The following is a 331-nucleotide window of genomic DNA, read 5'->3' on the forward strand; positions in this document are numbered from 1 at the left end:
ATTCTGGTATCACCACCTCCCCTAATGGCACGTATCGCGCCTTGTTTTCTGTTCGATAAAAGCTGATTTTCTTTATCTTCCAGCCGTAACGTAAATACTTAGTGTCGGTCAGATAGTAGCCCTCTCCCATTGAAAACCGCTCTCGATGCTCCACACTTTTTTCTTTGTCATTAAGAAAAGCCGTCTCTGGGTGATTGAGGCTCGCTTTACGCATTTCCGAAAACAAGTGCCTGTTGTGCTTCGACCATGCCAGTATGATGATCTTTAACGTTTTGGTATGAAACTCTCCCGCATATTGCTCACTGATTTCTGCATCATAGTCGGTGAGAGT

General features: G+C 44.4%; 1 pseudogene. It reads right to left on the bottom strand.

The features are described 5' to 3' along the window. Positions 1–331 (bottom strand): annotated as a pseudogene (locus MD535_RS25935) (LPD25 domain-containing protein); the annotation flags it as partial.

It is taken from the genome of Vibrio qingdaonensis, assembly GCF_026191675.1.
Lineage (GTDB): Bacteria > Pseudomonadota > Gammaproteobacteria > Enterobacterales > Vibrionaceae > Vibrio > Vibrio qingdaonensis.